The following is a 16,204-nucleotide window of genomic DNA, read 5'->3' as shown; positions in this document are numbered from 1 at the left end:
CGGACATTTAGGCCCTCAGCTCCTTACGAAACGCGGACGTCGGACGCGGACGGCCCCTCCGGTGACTCCGATCGGCGCCGCCGGGTGCGACGCTGGTGGAATGCAGACACCACCGCTCGGCCGCGTCCTCGTCGTCGACGACGACCCGACCGTCGCCGAGGTCGTCGCGGGCTACCTGGACCGCGCCGGCTACGACGTCGACCGCGCAGCCGACGGCCCGGCCGCCCTCGACCGCGCCGACGCGCACGGGCCCGACCTGGTCGTCCTCGACCTGATGCTGCCCGGCATGGACGGCCTGGAGGTGTGCCGCAGGCTCCGGGCCCGCGGCCCCGTCCCTGTGATCATGCTGACGGCGCGCGGCGACGAGGACGAGCGCATCCTCGGCCTGGAGGTCGGCGCGGACGACTATGTGACCAAGCCGTTCAGCCCGCGCGAGCTGGTCCTGCGCGTCGAGTCGGTGCTGCGCCGGGCCCGCGCGGCCACGGCACCCAAGCCGGCGGGACCGCTGCGCGCGGCCACCCTCACCATCGACCCGGCGGCCCGTCGCGCCACCAAGTCGGGGGACGAACTCGCCCTGACGATAAGGGAGTTCGACCTCCTCGCCTTCTTCCTGCGCCACCCGCGCCGCGCCTTCTCCCGTGAGGAGCTCATGCAGCAGGTGTGGGGCTGGGACTTCGGGGACCTGTCGACCGTCACGGTCCACGTGCGCCGGCTGCGCGGCAAGATCGAGGACGACCCGGCGGCGCCGCGCCTCATCCAGACGGTCTGGGGCGTCGGCTACCGCCTGGACCCGGGCCCGCACAGCGACGCCCCTGGGCTGGATCGTGCATCGCAAGCCTCTCGGCCCGACCGGGCGCCGGAAGACCGGACCGAACGCCGTGCATGACATGCTCCTCATCGCCCTCTACGCGTTCCTCGGCGCCGTCGGCGCCGGCCTGCTGGGCGCGCTCGCCCTGTTCGTGCTTCGCCGCCGCTCCCTGACGGTGTCGCTCACGGTCGTCGCCGCCGTCGCCGTGACGGCGATGCTCGCCGGAACGCTCGTCGTGGCCTGGGCGATGTTCCTGTCCCCGCACGACCTGTCCGTCGTGACGACCGTCGCCGCGATGGCCGCCACCGTGTCGCTTGCGACCGCGCTGCTCCTCGGCCGCTGGGTCGTGGCCCGCAGCAAGGCACTCACCCTCGCCGCCCGCTCCTTCGGTGACGGCGGCAGCTTCGCGGCGCCCCTCGCCCCCGCGACGGCGGAACTCGCCGCGCTCTCAAGGGAGTTGGAGGCCACCAGCGCCAAGCTGGCCGCGTCCAGAGACCGTGAGCGCGCCCTGGAGACCTCGCGCCGCGAGCTCGTCGCCTGGATCTCGCACGATCTGCGCACCCCGCTCGCCGGGCTCCGCGCGATGTCCGAGGCCCTGGAGGACGGCATGGCGGCCGACCCGGACCGCTATCTGCGCCAGATCCGCACCGAGGTCGAGCGCATGAACGACATGGTGGGCGACCTCTTCGAACTGTCGCGCATCCACGCGGGGACCCTCGTCCTGAGCCCGTCCAGGGTCTCCCTCCACGACCTGGTGGGCGACGCGCTCGCGGGCGCCGACCCGCTCGCGCGCGAACACGGCGTACGCCTCGTCGGCGACCGCATCGACAAGATTCCCGTCGAGGTCGACGGCAAGGAGATGAGCCGCGTCCTCGGCAACCTCCTCGTCAACGCGATCCGTCGCACCCCGGCGGACGGCACGGTTGCCGTGGCGGCGGCCGGCTCGACGGACGGCGTGGTCCTCACGGTCACGGACGGCTGCGGCGGCATCCCTGAGCAGGATCTGCCCCGCGTCTTCGACACGGGGTGGCGCGGCAGCCACGCCCGTACACCCCCGTCGGGCGCGGGCCTCGGGCTCGCCATCGTCCGAGGAATCGTCGAGGCCCACAGGGGCAGCGCCGCCGTGCGCAATGTGGCGGGCGGCTGCTGTTTCGAGGTGACGCTCCCGGCGGCGGGGGTGTAGCCCGCAGGCGCCACGTCGCCGGGAGCGCCGCCTCGCTCACCTCACCCCAGCTCGGCCTTGGCGAACTCCGTCATCCCCTCCTCGAATCCCACCTCGGCGCGCCACCCCAGCCCGGCCCTGAGCCGGGCCGGGTCCGCCGTGATGTGCCGTACGTCGCCGAGCCGGTACTCGCCCGTCACGACCGGCATCGGCCCGCCGTACGCGGCGGCGAGGGCATGGGCCATCTCGCCCACCGTGTGCGGGTCACCGCTGCCCGTGTTGTACGCGACGCACCTGTCGGAGGGCCGGTCGCTCATCGTCTCGAGCGCGAGCGCGTTGGCCGCGGCCACGTCGTGCACGTGCACGAAGTCCCGCCGCTGGCGGCCGTCCTCGAAGACGCGCGGGGCCTCGCCCCGGGCCAGGGCCGACCGGAAGAACGACGCGACGCCCGCGTACGGGGTGTCGCGCGGCATCCCCGGCCCGTACACGTTGTGGTAGCGCAGCGACACGGCGCGGCCCCCGGTGGCCCGCGCCCAGGACGACGCCAGGTGTTCCTGGGCGAGCTTCGTCGTCGCGTACACGTTGCGGGGGTCCGTGGGGGCGTCCTCGCCGACGAGGCCGGGGCTCAGCGCGGCGCCGCACTGCGGGCACGCGGGCTCGAAGCGGCCCTCGCGCAGGTCGGCCTCGGCGCGCGGCCCCGGGCGCACGACTCCGTGGCGCTCGCACTCGTACCGCCCCTCCCCGTACACGACCATCGACCCGGCGAGCACCAGGTCCCTCACCGCCGCCGAGGCCATCGCGGCGAGCAGCACGGCCGTGCCGAGGTCATTGCGGGAGACGTAGTCGGGGGCGTCGGCGAAGTCCTTGCCGAGCCCGACCTTCGCCGCCTGATGACACACGGCGTCGATGCCGGCGAGGGCCGACTCCACGGCGGCGGGGTCGCGTACGTCCGCGACGACCCAGGGGTGCGGTTCGTCCGGGCCGGGCGGCCGGACGTCGAGCACGACGACCTCATGTCCTCGCGCGAGGAGAGTGTCCACGACCGCTGACCCGATGAACCCGGCACCGCCGGTGACCAGTACACGCATGCCGCCCACGCTATGCGGGGCGGGGCGCCGGGAGGGCTCTGCGCGCCGATACGTCACGGCTCCGTAAGGCTTGTGCGAACGGAGTTCGGTATCGCGCGGCAGCTCGTACACGACTAGCGTGAATCGGGGGAACCGGGACGAAACGCGCCGGGGTCGCCCGGAACATCTCACCCCCGGCACCGCCACTCGGAAGAAGGGTTCGCGCCATGGCCGCACGACCGGAGGGCGCGCCCGTCTGGGCCGACGCCATGTTCCCCGACCTGGAGGCCGCCAAGCGCTTCTACGGCGAGCTCCTCGGCTGGACGTTCGAGGAGGGGCAGGAGGAGTACGGCAACTACACCCAGGCGAGGTCGGACGGCAAGCGGGTCGGCGCGCTCGCGCCGCAGATGCCGGGCATGGAGGGCACCCCGCCGGCCTGGAACCTGTACCTGGCCACGCCCGACGTCAACGCCACGGCGGCGCGCGTCAAGGAGGCCGGCGGCACCCTGTTGACGGAGCTCATGGAGGTCGGCGACTTCGGCACGATGGTCACCGTCCAGGACCCGGCCGGCGTGTTCTTCAGCCTCTGGCAGCCGGGCACGCACGACGGGTTCGAGAAGGTGGGAGAGCCCGGTTCGTACGCCTGGGCCGAGGTGACCACACGTGACGCCGAGAAGACGGACGGGTTCTTCGAGGCCGCCTTCCCGTACGAGGTCCGGAAGATGGCCGACGAGAGCGTCGATTTCAATATCTGGCAGCTCGACGGAGAGCCGCAGCTCGGCCGCTTCAAGATGACCGAGGACTTCCCGCCGGAGGTCGCGTCGTACGTCAACGTCTACTTCGCGGTCGACGACTGCGACACGGCGGTCGCCACGGTGACCAGGCTCGGCGGAAAGCTCCACTACGGCCCGATGGACACCCCGTTCGGCCGCTTCGCGGCGGTGACGGACCCGCAGGGCGCCGCTTTCTCGGTGATCGACCTGAGCACGACCGAGGGCGAGATGCCCGAGCTCACCTGAGGCCGGATCCGTCAGGGAATCGAGAAGCCGAGCGCGCCCGCGGCCAGTTCCGCGGTGGGCTGTGTCCAGCGCTCGGCCATCGCGTTGCGGGTGGACAGCGAGCGCAGCTCCGCCCGGTCGAGATAGAGCGTGCCGTGCAGATGGTCCGTCTCGTGCTGCACGATCCGGGCGGGCCACCCCGTGAACTCCTCGTCCACGGCGTGGCCCCGCTCGTCGAGCCCCCGCAGCCGCACGTGCTGATGCCGGGAGACCACGGCCTGGAGGCCGGGCACGCTCAGACAGCCCTCGAAGAACGCGGCGCGGTGGGCCCCCACGGGTTTGTACGACGGGTTGATCAGGACGCGGAACGGCTGCGGCACCCGGCCGCGCGCCTGCCGCACCTCGTCGGGGACCTCGGCCGCGTCCTCGATGACGGCGATCCGCAGCGGGACGCCGATCTGCGGTGCGGCGAGCCCGACGCCGGGGGCGGCGTGCATCGACGCACGCATCGCGACGATCAGACGCTCCAGGAGCGCGGGCGCGAGCTGACCGTCGTAGGTCTGCGCGGGGGACCGGAGCACGGGGTCGCCCGCCTCCACCACTGGCAACGGGTGCTCGCCCGCGAGCAGTTCCTCGACGTGGTCACTCAGGGGTACGGGGGACATCGCGCCAGCATGCCAAGAAGGATCACGCGTCGGCAACGTCCACCCCGCCACGCGCATCGTTGCGGACTCGTGAACATCCCCCGGTGAGGGAATGAGACCGCGGTGACACGGGCTTTCATGAGAGGGCGGCCATGGTCGGCACGGCCGCTCCACCCGTCCGAACGTCCACCGCCGCCTCCTGGGAGCCCGCCGTATGTCCGTCCCGGCCGCCGCCACCGCCCACCCGCTCGACCACCCCGCGTACGCCTCCCTCACCGGCCCGCACGCGCACTTCGCCGAGTGGCGGGGCCGGATCGTGCGGTACCCCCTCGACGTGACGCCGTGGCTCGCGCTGCCGGACGAGCCCGGACCCGGGGACTGGGCGGATCTCGCGGCGCTCGCCGGGCCGGGCGAGACGGTCCCGCTGCTGGGGATGCGCACGGCGCCGCCCGAGGGCTGGGAACTCACGATGAGCATGGACGGCGTGCAGCTCGTCGACGACGGCGTGGCCGCGGCGCCGGACGCGGAGGCCGTGCTCCTCGGCGCGGCCGACGTGCCCGAGATGCTGGACCTCGTGGCGCGCACCCAGCCGGGCCCGTTCCTGCCCCGCACCGTCGAGCTCGGCACGTATCTCGGGATCCGCAGGCAGGGCGCGCTCGTGGCGATGGCGGGGGAGCGCCTGCATCCGCCGGGCTGGACGGAGATCAGCGCCGTCTGCACCGACCCGGACCACCGCGGCCAGGGGCTCGCGGCCCGCCTCGTCCTGGCCGTCGCGGCGGGGATCAAGGACCGCGGCGAGACCCCGTTCCTGCACACGGCGGCGGGCAACACGAACGCCATCAGGCTCTACGAGTCCCTGGGCTTCCGGCTGCGGCGCACCACGAAGTTCATGACGGCCCGGGTCCCGGAGTTCGACCACGCCGCCGCCCGCTGAGCGCGACGCGAGCGGTCCTCGGGGAGGCTCAGGCCTCTTCCCCGGCCTGCGCGTTGTAGCGCAGCAGATAGTCCGCGAAGCGGACGAGATCCTCCTCGGGCCAGTCCGCCACCCGCTCCTGGAACGCCTGGCGGCGGCTGACGGTGACCTGGGCGAGGATGTCGGCGCCCGCCTCGGTCGGATGGAGGACCTGGACGCGGTGGTCGTCCGGGTCCACCCGGCGCATCACGAGCCCGGCCCGCTCCAGCGCGGACACCTGCCGGCTCACCGTCGACTTGTCGAGGGCGTAGTGCGTGGCGAGGTCCGTCGCCCGGCAGCCGCCCTTCTCGTCCAGGTGACTGAGCAGGGTGTACGACACGAGGGACAGCTCGGGGTGCATCCGTCCGGCCATCGCTCGGGCGCGCCGCGCGAAGGACGTCATCTCGCGCTGAATGGTCTCGACTGCCGTCTCGCGGTCTGTCACGTACGGTCCTCTCCCGCTGCTCGTTGCATTCTACAACCGAGGGGCGGGGTGCGCCGCGGGCAGGCGAGTTCCCGCGCCCGGAGCTAGCCTCCTGAGCATGAGCGACCCCAGCGATGTGCCCGCCCGCTACACCGTCCTGGTCAAGCCCCAACTCGCCGACAAGGACGGCCACCCCGTGCACGGCAACCCCCTGCGCGTGGTGTCCGTCGAGGCCACGGGGTCGTCCGGGGAGTCCGGCTATCCGCGCTTCGAGGGTGAAGGGGTGCAGGTCGAGATCGACCCGCTCACCCGCTCCGTCGAGGCTGTCACGGTCGACGGCGAGGAGCTGCCGTACGGCTGGGTGGCGGAGATCGCCGCGGACTGACCGGCCACGCGGCCGTGCAGGGGCCCACCGTGGCGCAGCTCTCTTATGCAACTTGTTGCAAAAGCGAGCTGTCGTCGTCTACAACTGTGACGACGTTCGCCGCGCACGGAGGGCCACCATGAGCCGATACCCGCACCTGCTCACCCCGCTCGACCTCGGATTCACCACGCTGCCCAACCGGGTCCTGATGGGCTCCATGCACGTGGGACTCGAGGAGGCGGAGAACGGCTTCGCGCGCATGGCGGAGTTCTACGCCACCCGCGCCCGCGGCGGCGTCGGCCTCATGGTCACCGGCGGCATCGCCCCCAACGAGGCGGGACGCCCCTGGGCCGGCGGCGCGAAGCTGACCACCGAGGCGGAGGCCGACGAGCACCGCCAGGTCACCGACGCGGTGCACGCGGCGGGCGGGAAGATCGCGATGCAGATCCTCCACTTCGGCCGCTACGCGTACCACGAGGACCTCGTCGCCCCCAGCCCCCTCCAGGCGCCGATCAGCCCCTTCCCGCCGCACGAACTCACCGACGCCGAGGTCGAGCAGACCGTCGAGGACTTCGCGCGCGCCGCCGAACTCGCGCAGCGGGCGGGCTACGACGGCGTGGAGATCATGGGCTCCGAGGGCTACCTCATCAACGAGTTCATCGTCGCCGCCACCAACCAGCGCACCGACCGCTGGGGCGGCTCGTACGAGAACCGCGTCCGCTTCCCCCTCGAGATCGTCCGCCGCGTCCGCGAGCGCGTCGGCACGGACTTCATCCTCATCTACCGGCTCTCGATGATCGACCTCGTGCCCGGCGGCTCCACCCTCGAAGAGGTCGTGCAGCTCGCCAAGGAGATCGAGGCGGCCGGCGCCACCATCATCAACACCGGCATCGGCTGGCACGAGGCCCGCATCCCGACCATCGCCACCTCGGTACCGCGCGGCGCGTACACCTTCGTCACCAAGAAGGTCATGGGCGAGGTCTCCATCCCGCTCGTCACCACGAACCGCATCAACACCCCCGAGATCGCCGAGGAGTTGCTCGCCGACGGCTGCGCCGACATGGTGTCCCTCGCGCGGCCCCTGCTCGCCGACCCGGACTTCGTGGCAAAGGCCCAGGCCGAGCGCTCCGAGACCATCAACACCTGCATCGGCTGCAACCAGGCCTGCCTGGACCACACATTCAGCGGCAAGATCACCTCCTGCCTCGTCAACCCGCGCGCCTGCCACGAGACCGAGCTGCTCCTCGCGCCGACCCGCCTGCGCAAGCGCGTCGCCGTCGTCGGCGCGGGCCCCGCGGGCCTCGCCTGCGCCGTCTCCGCCGCCGAACGCGGCCACGCCGTCACCCTCTTCGACGCCGCGTCCGAGGTCGGCGGCCAGCTCAACATCGCCCGTAAGGTACCCGGCAAGGAGGAGTTCGACGAGACCCTGCGCTACTACCGCGCGCAGCTCGAACTGCACAGCGTGGACGTCCGGTTGAACACCCCCGTCACCGCCGCCGACCTCACCCCGGACGCGTACGACGAAGTAGTCGTCGCCACCGGCGTCACCCCGCGCACCCCCGAGATCGAGGGAATCGACCACCCCAGCGTCGTCGGCTACCTCGACGTCCTGCGTGACGGTGCGCCCGTCGGGGAGCGCGTCGCGATCGTCGGCGCGGGCGGCATCGGCTTCGACGTCGCCGAGTACCTCACCGACAGCGGCGACAAGGCGAGCCAGGACCCGGCGACGTACTTCCGGCAGTGGGGCGTCGACATGGACTACCAGGGCCGCGGCGGACTCGCGAAGCCCGACCGGCCCGCCCCGCCGCGCGCCGTCCACCTCCTCCAGCGCAAGGCCTCGAAGGTGGGCGCCGGACTCGGCAAGACCACCGGCTGGATCCACCGCACCGAACTGCGCCACCGCGGCGTCACCATGGTCGCGGGCGCCACGTACGACCGCATCGACGACGCGGGCCTGCACGTCACCGTCGACGGCAGCTCCACGGTCATCCCCGTCGACACCGTCGTCCTGTGCACCGGCCAGGACCCGCGCCGCGGCCTGTACGACGACCTGCTCGCCGCCGGCCGCGAGGCGCACCTGATCGGCGGCGCCGACGTGGCCGCCGAGCTGGACGCCAAGCGCGCCATCCGCCAGGGCACCGAGCTGGCCGCGGCGCTGTGAGACCGGCGGTCACGTGGCCGGGCCCGCCGGCCGCGTGACCGCCTCCGCATAAGGTGCAGCCATGTCACTCCCGCACGCGATCCTCACGGCCCTCCTGGAGAAACCGTCGTCGGGCCTCGAACTGACGCGCCGCTTCGACAAGTCGATCGGCTACTTCTGGTCGGCCACGCACCAGCAGATCTACCGCGAGCTGGGCCGCCTGGAACGCGAGGGGTACATCAGGGCCCTGCCCGCGCCGACGCCCGCGCGCGGCCAGAAGAAGGAGTACGAGGTCCTGCCCGAGGGCCGCGCCGAACTGGCCCGCTGGACCGCCGCGAGCCAGGACCCGAAACCGCTGCGCGACCCGCTGCTCCTGCGCCTGCGCGCCGCCGCCGTCGTCGGCACCGACGGCATCGAGGCCGACCTGCGCCGCCATCTCGACCTGCACCGGCGGCAGTTGGCGGAGTACGAGGAGATCGAGAGGCGGGACTTCCCGCCCGGCCTCGACTCCGTCGAGGACCGGCTGCAACACGTCGTGCTGCGCGCGGGCATCGACCTGGAGACGTTCTGGGCGCGCTGGCTCGAACAGACCCTGGAGGAACTCGGCCTCGACCCGTCCTAGGACTGTCCCCCGTCCTAGGACTGTCCTATGGCCCTGACTTCAAGCTCCCGCCTGCCCCGCGACGCCTGGCAGGCCCTCTCGGCTTTTCGTCCGGACGAGCGTCGCCGCCTGCGGGTCCCAGTCGGCCGGTACGGGCGGCGGCGCCGCGGGACAGGTGTCGACGTGGGTGAACTCGGCGTGTTCGGCCGAGCGCGTGATCGCCGTCATCGTCTGCAGGACGTGCAGGGCCAGCGTCCCCGACGCACGCGGCACACCGCCCCGGCGGATCGCGCGCGCCAGGTCGAGCACGCCGAGCCCCCGCCCGTCGGTGCGCCCCGCGACCGGCAGCTCGCGCCAGTCGTCCGCCCCGTTGGCCCGCACCTGCAGCGGCCCGCGGAAGGTGTTGGGGTCCGGCACCGCGAGGACGCCCTCCGTGCCGGTGACCTCGAACTGGATGCGCGGCAGCGCCGAGTCGAAGCTGAACACCGACGTCGCCCGCACCCCCGAAGCGAACTCGACGAGTGCCGACACATGCGTCGGCACCGCCACCGGGAACACCTGCCCCGCCCTCGGCCCCGAGCCGACAACGCGCTCCTCACGCGCGCGTGCCGCCGAGGCCGCCACCCGCGACACCCCGCCGAACAGCGCCACCAGGGACGTCAGGTAGTAGGGCCCGAGGTCGAAGAGCGGGCCCGCGCCCGGCTGGTAGAAGAATGCCGGATCGGGGTGCCACCGCTCCGGTCCGAGACCCTGCACCGCAGTCGTCGCCGCCACCGGTTCACCGATGTGCCCGGCACCGACCGCCCGCAGCGCCGACTGGAGCCCCGCGCCGAGGAACGTGTCCGGCGCGTTCCCCACGAGCAGCCCCCGTTCCGTCGCCTCGGCGAGCACCTTCTCCGCCTCGCCGGGGGCCAGGGCGATCGGCTTCTCGCCGTACACGTGCTTACCGGCCCGCAGCGCCAGCGTCGCGACCTGCGCGTGGGCGGTCGGCACGGTGAGGTTCACGACGAGCTCGACCTCGGGAACGGCGAGCACCGTCGCCACATCGCCGGCGACCGGTACGCCGTGCTCGCGCGCGACGGCCGTGGCGCGGTCCGCGTCGAGGTCGGCGACGCCCACCACCCGCAGATCGGGAAAGGCGGACAGCGTCCGCAGATACTCCTTGCTGATGACGCCCGCTCCGACGACGGCGACACCGACCGGCCCCGAACTCACACTGCCCCCAAGGCGGATGCGTAGATGGTGCGGCCGCTCCCGCGCGGCTCCGGAGACGGTAGGACGCTTCGAGGGGAGCGGACAAGGGCGCGTCCCGGGCCTGGACACAGAGATGCCGCGGACCCGGATCCGGTGGTGTGCCCCACGCCTGCGCGGGAACCAAGAGCTGCCGCCGGCTCCCTCGGCCACAAGAACCTTGGCTCAGGACCCGGTGGTGACGCTCCGTTCGACGGAGTAGGCGCCCCATGTCCCGTCGGGCAGCTGGGCGCGGATCCGCACCCGGTGCCGGACGCCGGACTCCCTGCCCACGTAGAAACTGTTCCGCGCCGTGCCCTTGGGCGGGGCGTCGCCCCAGACGAGCGTGGTCGCCTGCCGGCCGTCGAGACAGATGCGGTACGCGGGCACGGTGCCGCCCGTGCGCGGCGGCGTCCACGACAGGTCGATGTAGTACGCCCCGCCGGCCCGGCGGGACGCGGCGCGGAAGTCGGTGGGCGCGGTGCCGGGACCCTCGTCGGAGCCCTTCGCGGTGGTGAGCCTCAGGGCCGGGCCCGCGGGTGAGGTGTTGTCGGCGGCGTCGCGCGCCTTCACGGTGAACGCGTAGGCGGTGCCCGGCCGCAGCCCGGTGATCAGCGCCCGGGTCTCGCCCCCGCCGACACTGTGGATCTTCGAGGCGCCCTGGTAGATGTCGTACGAGACGACGCCCTTGTCGTCCTTCGACGCACCCCACGACAGCGACGCCGCGCGGCCGCCGTCCGCCCGGCCGCGCAGCGCTCCCGGCCGGGTCGGCGCCGACCGGTCCTCGGCCACGGCGGCCGGGGTGGTGACGGGCACCTTCGCGCTGAGCGGCCCGAGCGTGCCATCGGTGTCCTCGGCCCGGACGGAGAAGGTGTACGCGGATCGCGGGCGCAGTCCGACGACGTCCACCATGTGCTGTTCGCCCGGCACCTCCTTCACCTTGGTGGCGTCCCGGTACACCGTGTAGCCCTTGACGTCGGCGTCCCCCTCGGGGCGGCTCCACATGACGTGCACGGAGGTGGCGCTGCCCGCCTGCGCCGTGACGCCGGCGGGGGCCGTGAGTGCGGGACCCTGCCGGGTGTCGTCGCCGAGCAGGCCGCACGAGGTGGCGAAGAGGAGCGCGGCGGCGCAGGCCGCGTACGCCAGAGGGGTGCGTCCGGGGGTGCGTCGCACGACGGGCCTTCCGTTCGGAAGCATTGGTGCAGACCTGTATGCCATGAGTGGCGGGGTCACATCAAGAGGTGGCGCGTCGTGCACGTCCGGACCCTGAGCGGTGGACTGAATGGTCTTGGCGAGCTACAGGCGAAGAAGCTCGTCGCCGCCAACTTGGCGAGGAACAGGGTGAGTTGGGTGACAGCAGGAACGCGGCAGTCGGGGCGACGGACCAGCCGCCGCCCCGGATCGCTCAAACCTTCCGGTATGTGTACGCCTCGACGGCCGCCGCCTCGACCGCGTCCAGATCCGCCCCCGCCGACGCCGTGACCACCGCGGCCACGGCCCCCTCGACGAAGGGGGCGTCCACCAGGCGTGCCCCGTCCGGGAGTTCATCGCCCTCGGCCAGCAGCGCCTTCACGGTGAGCACCGCGCTGCCCAGATCGGCGAGCACCGCGATGCCCGCACCCCGGTCAACTGACCGCGCGGCCCCGGAGATCAGCTCGGCGCTGGTGCCGAGCCCGCCGTCCTCGGTGCCGCCCGCCGGTGCCACGGGGACGACCGCGCCGCCGCCCGCGAGCCCCTTCGCAAGCTCCGCCACCGACTCGGCGACGGCGCGGCTGTGCGACACGAGCACGATTCCGACGGCCTTCTCCTGACCACTGCCCCCGCTGCCCACGCCCCCCGGCTCACTCATCGCGGGCCGCCTCGACCAGGGCCCCGATCAGCAGCGCCGACGACGTGGCGCCCGGGTCCTGATGCCCGATGCTGCGCTCGCCCAGATAGCTCGCCCGCCCCTTGCGCGCCTGCATGGGCGTCGTCGCGAGCGCGCCCTGCTCGGCGGCGGTGGCGGCCGCGTCGAAGGAGGTGCCGAGCGCGTCGACCGCGGGCACCAGCGCGTCGATCATGGTCTTGTCGCCCGGCGCCGCCCCGCCCAGCGTCATGACGGCGTCCACGCCGGTCCGCAGCGCCGCCGCGAACTCCGCCTCACTCACCTCGGGGGCGTCCCCGAGCGCCTTGCCCGTACGGCGCAGGAGCGTCCCGTACAGCGGGCCCGACGCGCCGCCCACCGTCGAGATCAGCTGACGCCCGGCGAGGGTGAGCACACCGCCTGGGGTGGCCGGTGCCTCCTTCTCCAGGACCGCGCTCACGGCGATGAAGCCGCGCTGCAGATTGCTGCCGTGGTCGGCGTCGCCGATCGGCGAGTCGAGTTCGGTGAGCCGGGCCGCCTCCCGGTCGACGGCCGCGGTGGCCACGTTGAGCCAGCGTCGGAAGAAATCGGCGTCGAGCACGTCATCTCCTTGCGTGGTGGTGATGGTTCGGACGACAGGCTGCCTCACATGCCCCAGCGCAGGCCCGCCGTGCTCACGGGCGCGTCCCACAGGCGCAGCATCTCCTCGTCGACCTGGCACAGAGTGACGGAGGCACCGGCCATGTCGAGCGACGTGACGTAGTTCCCGACGAGCGTGCGCGCCACCGGCACACCGCGCTCGGTCAGCACGCGCTGGACCTCGGCGTTGAACCCGTACAGCTCGAGCAGCGGGGTCGCGCCCATGCCGTTGACGAGGACGAGTACCGGGTCGCTCGGCTGCAGGTCTTCGAGAACGGCGTCCACGGAGAAGTCGGCGATCTCGCGGGACGTCATCATGGCGCGCCGCTCGCGGCCCGGCTCACCGTGGATGCCGACGCCCAACTCCAGCTCGCCGGACGGCAGATCGAAGGTCGGGCTGCCCTTGGCGGGCGTGGCGCACGCGCTCAGGGCAACGCCGAAGCTGCGCGCACTCGCGTTGACCTGACGTGCGATCGCCTCCACGCGCTCCAGCGGCTGTCCCTCCTCGGCCGCCGCGCCCGCGATCTTCTCGATGAACAGGGTCGCGCCCGTGCCGCGCCGGCCCGCGGTGTACAGGCTGTCGGTGACGGCCACGTCGTCGTTGACGAGGACCTTGGCGACCTGGATCCCCTCGTCCTCGGCGAGTTCCGCGGCCATGTCGAAGTTCAGCACGTCACCTGTGTAGTTCTTCACCACGAAGAGCACCCCGGCGCCGCTGTCCACGGCAGCCGCGGCCCGCACCATCTGGTCGGGCACCGGCGACGTGAACACCTCGCCGGGACAGGCGGCCGACAGCATCCCGTGCCCCACGAACCCCCCGTGCAAGGGCTCGTGGCCCGACCCGCCACCGGAGACGATCGCGACCTTCCCCTCGACGGGAGCGTCCCGGCGCGCGATCACCCGGTTCTCGACATCGACGAGCAGCTCCGGATGGGCCGCGGCCATTCCCCGCAACGCGTCGGCGACCACGGTCTCGGCCACGTTGATGAGCATCTTCATGGGTGCCTCCAAGTGAGCGTAGCGTCTGAGCCTATGGCCAGTGTTTTCTCTGGCCAAAGCGGGTTTGGAAGGTTTTCGATCTTGGCGGTCCGTGGCGGCTGGAAGCGGGTTCTGGCGGGGCTGTTGCTGACCTGTCGCTGACTTTACTGACGGAGTATCAGGTGGGCGTGTAGTTGCGGACCGGCGCTCCCAACCGCTCACTCACGGCAGTATCGGCTCTCGCGGAGCCCTGGTCACGTGTGCGGCGTGGGTGGTTAGGTTCGCCAAGTGGCTCGACAGCTCGCCCGTGGCATGGGGTCGTTCTTCAAGGACTGCGATTGCGCCAGGCCGCTCCGTTGCCCCCACCCATGCACGATCGGTTTCCGGGACGGGCTCGGTAAGCAGCGCGAGGAGGCCGGCCACAGAACGCAGGACGACGCGATTAAGCGCCTTACGCAGATATACGCGGAGAAGGAGCGCACGGAGCCGCCCGTTGCGGAAGCCCATATATCCGCGCCTGGGGTCGCGGAAGCTCAATTCCGTCACGGCCATTATGGTCGAGCGCTTCCTGGGCGAGTTGGAGGCCGACGGGGTGGGCCGAGGGAATCAGGTCAACATCTACCGCGCGCTGAAGTGCTGCTGGCCGACGTGCGACGCCGAGTGGGAGCGGCTGATCCGCATCAACCTGACGGCACCGTTCCTGCTGACCCGTGCCGCGCTGCCGACATGCTTGAGGCTGGCCGGGGCTCCGTCATCTTCACCGCCTCCGAGGCCGCACTGCGCGGCTCGGCCGCCGGAGCCTGTGGGGCTCGGATAATCATTGCCGCTGGTCAAGAGACGTACCGGTATTCGCTGATCACTCCGCCGAGGACGTGGGTGCGGAGAAGTCTGTGGGCGGCGCACGCTTGGACTGAAGGCGGCTGTTCCTGGGCCTGGGGTGGTAGTTGGTTTCGGCTGCGATGGGGGCGGTGAGCGTTGTAGTGCGTCTGGCAATCGGCTAGGACCTGGCGCGTGTGGGCCTCGCCGAGGATGAGGACGTGGTCGAGGACCTCTCGGCGGAGGTGCGGATGACTCTCTCACAGTGGCGTTTGCCCTCGGTGCGCGGACCGGCGTCTTGATGATCTCTACGTCCTCGGCCTGGAACACCGCGTCGAAGGCGTCGGTGTACTTGCTGTCGCGGTCTCGTATGAGGAAGCGCAGTGAATCCATACGCGTAGCCCCTCAGCTCGTGCGGTCCGAACGGCCCCGGGCCTCGAACGGTGTCCATCCCGCCGCATCCTGCACCGCGACTCCGGGCTCGTTGAGCAGCGCTCACCGAGCGGCGATCACATGGGGATCTCGACGTGCACCGTGGAGACACCCGGCCCGGAAGCTGCGGGTGGGGGGTTCATAGCGCGGACAAAGCAGTCACCGGCGTCACCTGGCTGCGCAGGGTGCGGTAGATACTCGTCTTCGATCGACGACATCGGCCAGGGCTAGCAACTGCGCTTGTCGGCTCCGCCGACGCCCGCTCCGCCTCACGAGGAGTGCGGTGGCCCCCCGTTGAAGCCACCGGAGTCGACGATCGCCAGCAAGTTCTCGAGCTGGCGGATGGCCATCAGCACTCTCCAGATGGGCTTGGTCCGATCGGCGACGAACGGCTTCCAGGGCTACGAGCGGTTCTCGCATTCCTCGAGTGCGCTGATCGCCGTGGCGGTGAGGCTGTTGGTGATGTGGTCGCGCATGAGCTGTGTGGCCTGGCCTGCCTGGCCGTCCACTATGAGGTCGACGAGACGGTGGTGTTCCTCGAGGTCCCGGGTGCGGGGTTCGTCGCCGGGCGGGAGTTCGAGGCCGAGGCGCCGGTAGCGATCGGACTTGTCCCACAGGTCGTCCAGGAGACGGATGAGGACGTCATTGTGCGAGGCCCGGTACAGCGCCTGGTGGAAGGCGCGGTGGGCCGTCAGTGCCTCCTCCCCCCATTGGCGGGTGACGGGGAGAAGTTTGTCGACGGCGGCCTGCATCGTGGCGATGTCGTCGTCGGTGCGTCGCTGGGCGGCAAGTTCGGCGGCGGTCGGGTCCAGGGACAGGCGGACCTCGAACAGCTGGCGGGCCTCGTTCGAGTTCATGACGGAGACCCGGACATCGCGATGGGTGTCGACGGTGACGAGTCCCTCGCTGCTGAGGCGGCGGATGGCCTCGCGCAGGGGCGTGATGCTCATGTTGAGGGACTCGGCGAGGTCGTACTGGGCGAGCCGTGACCCGGCAGGAAGAGTGCCGAAGAGGATCTGATCGCGGAGTTCTGCGTAGGCGAGGTCGCTCTTGCTGAAGAACAGGTTCTGTCCTGCCATAGCCCCCTGACCGTTCCTTTCCGGAGG

At 71.8% G+C, this 16,204-nt stretch carries 17 protein-coding genes and 1 pseudogene; 8 read left to right on the top strand and 10 right to left on the bottom strand.

Annotation, left to right across the window (positions count from 1 at the left end; all coding sequences use genetic code 11):
• The first annotated feature begins 100 nt into the window (after window positions 1–100).
• Both ACY0PA_RS06720 and ACY0PA_RS06715 read left to right on the top strand, forming a co-directional pair.
• Entirely contained in the window at window positions 101–886 is a 786-nt protein-coding gene (locus ACY0PA_RS06720; RefSeq protein ID WP_473083794.1) for a response regulator transcription factor, read from the top strand.
• Entirely contained in the window at window positions 879–1,991 is a 1,113-nt protein-coding gene (locus ACY0PA_RS06715; protein WP_473083793.1) for a sensor histidine kinase, read from the top strand. Before ACY0PA_RS06720 ends, ACY0PA_RS06715 begins: the two co-directional genes overlap by 8 nt.
• A gap of 41 nt (window positions 1,992–2,032) precedes the next feature.
• On the opposite strand, the gene ACY0PA_RS06710 is transcribed toward ACY0PA_RS06715, so the two are convergent.
• Window positions 2,033–3,058 carry an NAD-dependent epimerase/dehydratase family protein gene (locus ACY0PA_RS06710; RefSeq protein ID WP_473083792.1) on the bottom strand — a complete coding sequence of 342 codons (1,026 nt, stop codon included), beginning with the start codon at window positions 3,056–3,058 and terminating at the stop codon, window positions 2,033–2,035.
• Between the two features lie 206 nt (window positions 3,059–3,264).
• On the opposite strand from ACY0PA_RS06710, the gene ACY0PA_RS06705 reads away from it, so the two are divergent.
• Window positions 3,265–4,056 (top strand): VOC family protein, encoded by a 792-nt coding sequence (locus tag ACY0PA_RS06705; RefSeq protein ID WP_473083791.1) that lies wholly within the window; start codon window positions 3,265–3,267, stop codon window positions 4,054–4,056.
• A gap of 11 nt (window positions 4,057–4,067) precedes the next feature.
• Here the strand turns inward: ACY0PA_RS06705 and ACY0PA_RS06700 are convergent, their stop codons facing one another.
• Window positions 4,068–4,700: a peptide deformylase gene (locus tag ACY0PA_RS06700; protein WP_473083790.1), complete on the bottom strand. Its 633-nt coding sequence runs from the start codon at window positions 4,698–4,700 to the stop codon at window positions 4,068–4,070.
• Window positions 4,701–4,893: 193 nt separating this feature from the next.
• Here ACY0PA_RS06700 and ACY0PA_RS06695 point away from each other — a divergent pair, with 193 nt between their 5' ends.
• Window positions 4,894–5,613: a GNAT family N-acetyltransferase gene (locus tag ACY0PA_RS06695; RefSeq protein ID WP_473083789.1), complete on the top strand. Its 720-nt coding sequence runs from the start codon at window positions 4,894–4,896 to the stop codon at window positions 5,611–5,613.
• A gap of 28 nt (window positions 5,614–5,641) precedes the next feature.
• On the opposite strand, the gene ACY0PA_RS06690 is transcribed toward ACY0PA_RS06695, so the two are convergent.
• Window positions 5,642–6,034: a MarR family winged helix-turn-helix transcriptional regulator gene (locus ACY0PA_RS06690; RefSeq protein ID WP_473086255.1), complete on the bottom strand. Its 393-nt coding sequence runs from the start codon at window positions 6,032–6,034 to the stop codon at window positions 5,642–5,644.
• A gap of 139 nt (window positions 6,035–6,173) precedes the next feature.
• Here ACY0PA_RS06690 and ACY0PA_RS06685 point away from each other — a divergent pair, with 139 nt between their 5' ends.
• The 3 genes from ACY0PA_RS06685 (at window position 6,174) to ACY0PA_RS06675 (ending at window position 9,181) form a co-directional block, all read left to right on the top strand.
• Window positions 6,174–6,440, top strand: coding sequence for a hypothetical protein (locus ACY0PA_RS06685; protein WP_326777240.1), 267 nt, complete (start codon window positions 6,174–6,176; stop codon window positions 6,438–6,440).
• A 118-nt stretch (window positions 6,441–6,558) separates the two neighbouring features.
• Window positions 6,559–8,580, top strand: coding sequence for an oxidoreductase (locus ACY0PA_RS06680; protein WP_473083788.1), 2,022 nt, complete (start codon window positions 6,559–6,561; stop codon window positions 8,578–8,580).
• A 61-nt stretch (window positions 8,581–8,641) separates the two neighbouring features.
• Window positions 8,642–9,181 carry a PadR family transcriptional regulator gene (locus ACY0PA_RS06675; protein ID WP_473083787.1) on the top strand — a complete coding sequence of 180 codons (540 nt, stop codon included), beginning with the start codon at window positions 8,642–8,644 and terminating at the stop codon, window positions 9,179–9,181.
• 39 nt (window positions 9,182–9,220) lie between these two features.
• Here the strand turns inward: ACY0PA_RS06675 and ACY0PA_RS06670 are convergent, their stop codons facing one another.
• From ACY0PA_RS06670 to dhaK, 5 genes are all read right to left on the bottom strand, one after another.
• On the bottom strand, window positions 9,221–10,375 hold the full coding sequence (locus ACY0PA_RS06670; protein WP_473083786.1) for a Gfo/Idh/MocA family protein: 1,155 nt from the start codon (window positions 10,373–10,375) through the stop codon (window positions 9,221–9,223).
• 201 nt (window positions 10,376–10,576) lie between these two features.
• Window positions 10,577–11,587 (bottom strand): fibronectin type III domain-containing protein, encoded by a 1,011-nt coding sequence (locus ACY0PA_RS06665; RefSeq protein ID WP_473083785.1) that lies wholly within the window; start codon window positions 11,585–11,587, stop codon window positions 10,577–10,579.
• 208 nt (window positions 11,588–11,795) lie between these two features.
• Window positions 11,796–12,239 carry a PTS-dependent dihydroxyacetone kinase phosphotransferase subunit DhaM gene (locus tag ACY0PA_RS06660; RefSeq protein ID WP_473083784.1) on the bottom strand — a complete coding sequence of 148 codons (444 nt, stop codon included), beginning with the start codon at window positions 12,237–12,239 and terminating at the stop codon, window positions 11,796–11,798.
• Window positions 12,232–12,834 (bottom strand): dihydroxyacetone kinase subunit DhaL, encoded by a 603-nt coding sequence (gene dhaL, locus ACY0PA_RS06655; RefSeq protein WP_473083783.1) that lies wholly within the window; start codon window positions 12,832–12,834, stop codon window positions 12,232–12,234. Before dhaL ends, ACY0PA_RS06660 begins: the two co-directional genes overlap by 8 nt.
• A gap of 44 nt (window positions 12,835–12,878) precedes the next feature.
• Window positions 12,879–13,871: a dihydroxyacetone kinase subunit DhaK gene (gene dhaK / locus ACY0PA_RS06650; RefSeq protein WP_473083782.1), complete on the bottom strand. Its 993-nt coding sequence runs from the start codon at window positions 13,869–13,871 to the stop codon at window positions 12,879–12,881.
• 625 nt (window positions 13,872–14,496) lie between these two features.
• On the opposite strand from dhaK, the pseudogene ACY0PA_RS06645 reads away from it, so the two are divergent.
• Window positions 14,497–14,651, top strand: a pseudogene (locus ACY0PA_RS06645) (SDR family NAD(P)-dependent oxidoreductase); the annotation flags it as partial.
• Window positions 14,652–14,680: 29 nt separating this feature from the next.
• On the opposite strand, the gene ACY0PA_RS06640 reads toward ACY0PA_RS06645, so the two are convergent.
• Both ACY0PA_RS06640 and ACY0PA_RS06635 read right to left on the bottom strand, forming a co-directional pair.
• Complete coding sequence (locus ACY0PA_RS06640) at window positions 14,681–14,881, bottom strand: integrase core domain-containing protein (protein WP_473086254.1); 201 nt, start codon at window positions 14,879–14,881, stop codon at window positions 14,681–14,683.
• 618 nt (window positions 14,882–15,499) lie between these two features.
• Window positions 15,500–16,177, bottom strand: a complete 678-nt coding sequence (locus ACY0PA_RS06635; protein WP_473083781.1) for a GntR family transcriptional regulator — start codon at window positions 16,175–16,177, stop codon at window positions 15,500–15,502.
• Window positions 16,178–16,204: the final 27 nt, after the last annotated feature.

The organism is Streptomyces sp. DS1-CR2 (assembly GCF_055760475.1).
Note: the sequence above shows the minus strand (reverse complement) of the source record. Positions and strands in the feature narration are given on the sequence as shown.

Coding starts and splice junctions, on each gene's coding strand:
- ACY0PA_RS06710 (WP_473083792.1), bottom strand. CDS start 3,058: ATGCGTGTACTGGTCACCGGCGGTGCCGGGTTCATCGGGTCAGCGGTC.
- ACY0PA_RS06685 (WP_326777240.1), top strand. CDS start 6,174: ATGAGCGACCCCAGCGATGTGCCCGCCCGCTACACCGTCCTGGTCAAG.
- ACY0PA_RS06690 (WP_473086255.1), bottom strand. CDS start 6,034: ATGACGTCCTTCGCGCGGCGCGCCCGAGCGATGGCCGGACGGATGCAC.
- dhaK (WP_473083782.1), bottom strand. CDS start 13,871: ATGAAGATGCTCATCAACGTGGCCGAGACCGTGGTCGCCGACGCGTTG.
- ACY0PA_RS06635 (WP_473083781.1), bottom strand. CDS start 16,177: ATGGCAGGACAGAACCTGTTCTTCAGCAAGAGCGACCTCGCCTACGCA.
- ACY0PA_RS06665 (WP_473083785.1), bottom strand. CDS start 11,587: ATGCTTCCGAACGGAAGGCCCGTCGTGCGACGCACCCCCGGACGCACC.
- ACY0PA_RS06675 (WP_473083787.1), top strand. CDS start 8,642: ATGTCACTCCCGCACGCGATCCTCACGGCCCTCCTGGAGAAACCGTCG.
- ACY0PA_RS06700 (WP_473083790.1), bottom strand. CDS start 4,700: ATGTCCCCCGTACCCCTGAGTGACCACGTCGAGGAACTGCTCGCGGGC.
- ACY0PA_RS06695 (WP_473083789.1), top strand. CDS start 4,894: ATGTCCGTCCCGGCCGCCGCCACCGCCCACCCGCTCGACCACCCCGCG.
- ACY0PA_RS06705 (WP_473083791.1), top strand. CDS start 3,265: ATGGCCGCACGACCGGAGGGCGCGCCCGTCTGGGCCGACGCCATGTTC.
- ACY0PA_RS06720 (WP_473083794.1), top strand. CDS start 101: ATGCAGACACCACCGCTCGGCCGCGTCCTCGTCGTCGACGACGACCCG.
- ACY0PA_RS06660 (WP_473083784.1), bottom strand. CDS start 12,239: ATGAGTGAGCCGGGGGGCGTGGGCAGCGGGGGCAGTGGTCAGGAGAAG.
- ACY0PA_RS06680 (WP_473083788.1), top strand. CDS start 6,559: ATGAGCCGATACCCGCACCTGCTCACCCCGCTCGACCTCGGATTCACC.